Origin of the sequence: Kamptonema sp. UHCC 0994, from assembly GCF_029167235.1 — a bacterium.
Taxonomy (GTDB): domain Bacteria; phylum Cyanobacteriota; class Cyanobacteriia; order Cyanobacteriales; family Microcoleaceae; genus Kamptonema.
The window spans coordinates 1-5,092 of sequence record NZ_JARFTR010000029.1; the positions used below are offsets into that span (position 1 = coordinate 1).

Below are 5,092 nucleotides of genomic sequence, written 5' to 3' on the forward strand. Positions count from 1 at the left end.
ACTTGAGGGGTAGGATTTGGGCTGAACCCTCACCTACAAATGTAACCAGTTGTCACTAACTGCCTGAGCAGCTAGGCTAACCGTCCCATAAGCTTTTCGGCTTATTTTAGGTTAAACGAATCGCACTCTTCTATCCTCATTGCGGCTCTATTTCTTGTTTCTTATTAAATCATACTCATAACGACTTCGATTTACAAGCGAATGTCAAGAGACTATGACATTAGTAAACGTAGCTATGTCATTGCGAGCCCAGCGAAGCTATGTCATTGCGAGCCCAGCGAAGCAATCTCAAGGCTCGCAATGACATTCTTTATTTTTGTCCAGCTACTTAGCGGCTGTAATGCGATCGTCTGTAAGTCCGAACTAAGTAAGCGATTGATTATTCACCCGCCGAATAGCCACCACCGCAGGCTTAGGCGAATCGTTAACCTTCCCCCCCGGCCAGTTAGAACCAATTGGCACTTTACGAGTCTGCATAAACTCTTTCCCATCAGTAGTTTTCATCGCCAACTGACGGTTTTGAGCCATCATTTCCTTCCGCATCCCATTAACTTCCCCCGGATGCTGTACTGAGAGAAATAAAGTGTGTCCATCATTAGTAAAAAATGGCCCCGTAGTTTCACACTCCATCGGCCCAATACCAAATAAATAAGCTTCTCCTGCATTGGAGCCCGATGTTGGCATAAACCAGATAGAACTATTACCAAATAAACCCCGCAAGTCAGACTGACTAACTGCTTTACCTTCCTTATCTACTCGCGTTGGTATCGCTTTGTTGTACTTGTCACTGGAGATATCTGTCACCATCCAAACATTACCATTATTGTCGATCGCCAAATTATCTGGATTAGCAAAACCTAACCCACCATCAGCAGGTTCACCCCCCGTTGCAAACATTTTCCACTGAAATTTCATCGCCCCTGGTTCATTACCATCTTCGGTTAAATGTAAGATCCAGCCATACTCGTAAGCTTTGCCATCTTTACCCTTGAAAATTCGCAAATCAGGCCCACCATCACTACCACTAGGAGCCCCAGAAGTAAAGGTGACATACAGCGAACCATCGGTCGCAATTTCAGTATCTTCTGGCCGCGCCGTACAAGTAGCACCGACAGCATTACCGGCATAGTGAGCATCAATTAAAATTGCCCCTTGCTTTTCCTCAGCATTGCCTTCATAGAGGTCGCCCAAGGTCTTAAACTGCTGTTTAAAGGCGGCAATATCTTCATCCTTTTCAGCTTTGAAAATGCCACCATCTGGACGCTTAGGCAAGGTAATCATTCCTCCTGCGTGGACGCTAGGCAGATCGGGATTAACGGGAGTATCTGCTTTTAAAGCAATCCATTGACCAGTACCATCGGGATTGAATTTTGCTGCATAAAGCATTCCATTTGTCAACAGTTTAGAGTTGGCTTTATCGGTGGGATTACTAATTTTACCACTGCTCACAAATTTGTAGAGATGTCCGCTACGGCGATCGCATCCCGAATAAAACGCTAAAGGTTTACCAGCAACCACACGCACGCCTACAGCTTCATGGCGATAGCGTCCTAGCCAAGTATGCTTAGTGCCATAGTCATTCGGATTAGCAGGATCTAATTCTACCATCCAACCATACTTATTTCCAGCTAAGCCGAATACATTTCCTAAACCTCCCATTTGCTCATCATCTTTGAAAAAGGTTTTCTTACTTGGCTCAAAAGAACTACCATCAGGATTAACAGCTTCTGGTACAAAATCTTGGTAATTTTCTTCACAACTTAAAACAGTTCCCCAAGGCGTTGTTCCTCCAGCACAATTGTTAAAAGTGCCGATAATTTTATCGCCCAATTTATCATCGTAGCCTTTACCTTTTTTGCGGAAAATGGCAACAGCCGGGCCAGTTGATTTCAGATAGCGTCCGTCTGCTAAACCGGAAATTCCAGTAATGCGGCGATCGGCCTTGGAATTAGTTCTTACCCATTTCCCGTCAGGGTTACGGCGAATAGAAATTACACCAATTCCTAAATCAATCATGGCTTCCTTGGCAATTTCCCGAATCATCGCTTTTGTCGGATCGTTAGCTGCCAAAACATAAGCATTAATGCCATCTTTGCCAGCAGCTTTCATGGCTGTTTCTAGCTTATCAAATGGCAAAGATTTACCAATTACTTTTTGATAAGTTTCAGTCCAAGGTACAGCACTAATGTACTCGAAGTTAACGGTCAAAAATCCTTCATCTTTGACGGTTTCAATGAAGGAAAGATAATCGTTATTGTAGCCGAAGCGAGAATCACCTACTTTGTCACCCCAAGCAGCAACAATGTCGTAGGTAAAACCTTCTGGAAGTAGGAGCTCGTCTGCGACTTCGTAAGTGTTGTAAGCTTTTACTTGCTGTTCTGGCGAAACTCTACTAATTGACATTAATTGGCCTGAATCTGCAACCAAAGTGCTTGTTTCTAAAGGCATTGGGCCTTTAACTGGCTGAAAGCTGATACCGTTTGGCAGACTAGCGGCGGTGACTGAATCCGTAAACCGCATGGAAAGTTTCTTTTCTGAAGATTGGAAGGAACCGCAGGCAATTGCACTTGCACCTGCACCTAAGAAAAGAAGAAAGTCTCGACGTTTAATTGCCATAAGTAAAGAATTGCTTAACTACTGATTACAGGTGGAATGAAAGCGGATTGATTATAAAAATCCTGATTAAGATTCTATTCGATGAAGTTTAGGAAGTGGTAAGCTTTTAGTAATCGAGAGGTTAAGCAATTAGCGATAGCAGAAGAAAGTTGTAACGCCGCCATCTTGGCGGTTTATTTATAGCAATCGCCAAGGTGGTTTCTTTACCGCCAAGATGGCGGCGTTACGCTGGATAAGGTGGTTTCTTTACCGCCAAGATGGCGGCGTTACGCTGGATAAGGTGGTTTCTTTACCGCCAAGATGGCGGCGTTACGCTGGATTTAGACACAAAAAAGTAAGGTGGTCAATGCCCACCTTACAATTATAATTATCATTACTTCAACCAAATCTATAGCCGAATCCTCGCACGGTAATAATGTACTCTGGCTTACTGGGTTCTATTTCCACTTTCTCACGCAGCCAGCGAATGTGAACGTCAACAGTTTTACTGTCTCCAATAAAATCGTGACCCCAAATTTGTTCGAGCAATTGATCGCGAGACCAAACTCGCCGAGGGTAACTCATAAATAGTTCCAGTAACCGAAACTGCTTAGGAGAAATTTTCACTTCTTCGCCACGAACAATGACGCGGCATTCTTCTGGATAGAGAGTTATGCTCTTATATTGGAGCATTACAGGATGGGGTAGTTGACCTAGACGCTGGCGGCGCATCAAGGCGCGACAGCGGGCAATAAATTCCCGCATCCCAAAGGGTTTGGTTAAGTAGTCATCGGCTCCTGCTTCTAGGTAAAAGGCGCAGTTGTTGGCGCTCCCTCTCGCACCAACGATCAAAATTGGTACGGGATTTCCTTGATGCCGTAACATTCGACACAGATCCAAACCGTTAATTGAATCCATAATTAACAGGTTGAATGGAAATTCCCCGTGATGATGAAATGAAGGACTTTGCACTGAGGGAAGTGCGTTGCGCCCGTCGGTAGTAACAAGCACGTCGTAGCCCTGCTCTTCTAAAGCTAAAGCCAGCATTTCCCGCAGTAACTCTTCACCTTCTAGTAATAGTATGCGGCCAGCTTGTTTGATAGCCGGCTTTGAAGGACTTTCGCTTAATTCAGCAGAAGACATAAATATTGTTAGAGTTATGTTTGTTTGTGGCTGGTGGGAGCCGCCTTCTTTAGTAGCTTAGGCGCTCTTGGTACTGCGATCGCCCTTAAGCAAAAGCAGCGCTCGCTTTCAGTTCTTTGCCAGTCCATCCAACAAACAGGTGCTCAACTTGATTGAGTTGCTCGTACAGGGTAGCAATGGAAACACTACCCCTACAAAACGAATTCAGGTGTTGAGCAGTTGCAGTAGCAGCGCTGTCTTGCTGTGTACAGGCATCTGATGCCTGGTTGTTTCTGATGGTTGGCGTTAATTTATTAAACATCGCCCACTTACAGTTAACCAGGTTGTACTGAATCAATATAGAGGATGGGCTTATATTACAGGTTAAAGGTTATTAGAAGGTAAAGAGTTGGTTATATAATGGTTAAATTATTAACGTTAAGTAATACCATTGCTAATGGTACGCAAAACTCTAAAGTTGAGATTGACTTGAGATTGAAGTAAAATCCTAAGTTCACAAGCGGTATTGGTCGTTAAGATGAAGTTTGTACATTAAGATTTCTTTAATTTTTATAATGTTGCTGCATTTAAGTACATGGCCGGAAGTAGAAACCTATCTAGGGCAATCTCAGGGTATGATTTTGCCGATCGGTTCGACGGAACAACACGGGCCTACGGGGTTGATTGGGACTGATGCGATTTGCGCGGAGGCGATCGCTAAGGGTGTTGGCGAAGAGGTCAAAGCGATGGTGGGGCCGACGATTAATGTCGGGATGGCTCTACATCATACGGATTTCCCAGGATCGGTTAGTTTGCGACCTAGCACTCTGATACTCGTGATCCGTGATTATATCACTTGTTTGACCAAAGCGGGTTTTACTAAGTTTTTCTTTATTAACGGTCACGGTGGCAATATTGCGACGATGAAGGCTGCTTTCTCTGAAACTTACGCTCATTTGTCGGATTTGAACATTAAAAATGCTGATTTGGTGCAGTGTTCTGTAGGCAATTGGTTTATGTGCAGTTCTGTTTACAAGTTAGCAAAGGAATTGTATGGCGATCGCGAAGGTTCCCACGCTACGCCTAGCGAAGTGGCCTTAACTCAGTATGTCTATCCAGAGGCAATTAAGCAAGCACCGCTATCAGAAAAGGTTGCTTCTGGACATAAAATTTATGGCGCAACTGACTTTCGCCGCCGATATCCTGATGGTCGTATGGGTTCTAATCCGGCTTTGGCGACACCGGAACATGGTCAAAAGTTTTACGAATTGGCCGTGAAAGAATTGAGTAATAGTTATTTAGAATTTTTGAGTTCGGATTGAAAAATTTTCGGGTTTTATTTACGTAACGCCGCCCTCTGGGCGGTTTAATTACC

At 44.0% G+C, this 5,092-nt stretch carries 4 protein-coding genes; 1 reads left to right on the top strand and 3 read right to left on the bottom strand.

Features of this window, described 5'->3' with window-relative positions:
- Positions 1 to 363: 363 nt before the first annotated feature.
- The 3 genes from PY364_RS02710 to PY364_RS02720 form a co-directional block, all read right to left on the bottom strand.
- Complete coding sequence (locus tag PY364_RS02710) at positions 364 to 2,616, bottom strand: alkaline phosphatase PhoX (protein ID WP_275520310.1); 2,253 nt, start codon at positions 2,614 to 2,616, stop codon at positions 364 to 366.
- Between the two features lie 378 nt (positions 2,617 to 2,994).
- Positions 2,995 to 3,738 (bottom strand): response regulator transcription factor, encoded by a 744-nt coding sequence (locus PY364_RS02715; RefSeq protein ID WP_275520313.1) that lies wholly within the window; start codon positions 3,736 to 3,738, stop codon positions 2,995 to 2,997.
- An 85-nt stretch (positions 3,739 to 3,823) separates the two neighbouring features.
- Positions 3,824 to 4,039 (bottom strand): hypothetical protein, encoded by a 216-nt coding sequence (locus PY364_RS02720; RefSeq protein WP_275520315.1) that lies wholly within the window; start codon positions 4,037 to 4,039, stop codon positions 3,824 to 3,826.
- Between the two features lie 253 nt (positions 4,040 to 4,292).
- Between PY364_RS02720 and PY364_RS02725 the strand changes: the two genes are divergently transcribed.
- Positions 4,293 to 5,039, top strand: coding sequence for a creatininase family protein (locus PY364_RS02725; RefSeq protein WP_275520317.1), 747 nt, complete (start codon positions 4,293 to 4,295; stop codon positions 5,037 to 5,039).
- Positions 5,040 to 5,092 lie beyond the last annotated feature (53 nt).

Coding starts and splice junctions, on each gene's coding strand:
- PY364_RS02710 (WP_275520310.1), bottom strand. CDS start 2,616: ATGGCAATTAAACGTCGAGACTTTCTTCTTTTCTTAGGTGCAGGTGCA.
- PY364_RS02715 (WP_275520313.1), bottom strand. CDS start 3,738: ATGTCTTCTGCTGAATTAAGCGAAAGTCCTTCAAAGCCGGCTATCAAA.
- PY364_RS02720 (WP_275520315.1), bottom strand. CDS start 4,039: ATGTTTAATAAATTAACGCCAACCATCAGAAACAACCAGGCATCAGAT.
- PY364_RS02725 (WP_275520317.1), top strand. CDS start 4,293: ATGTTGCTGCATTTAAGTACATGGCCGGAAGTAGAAACCTATCTAGGG.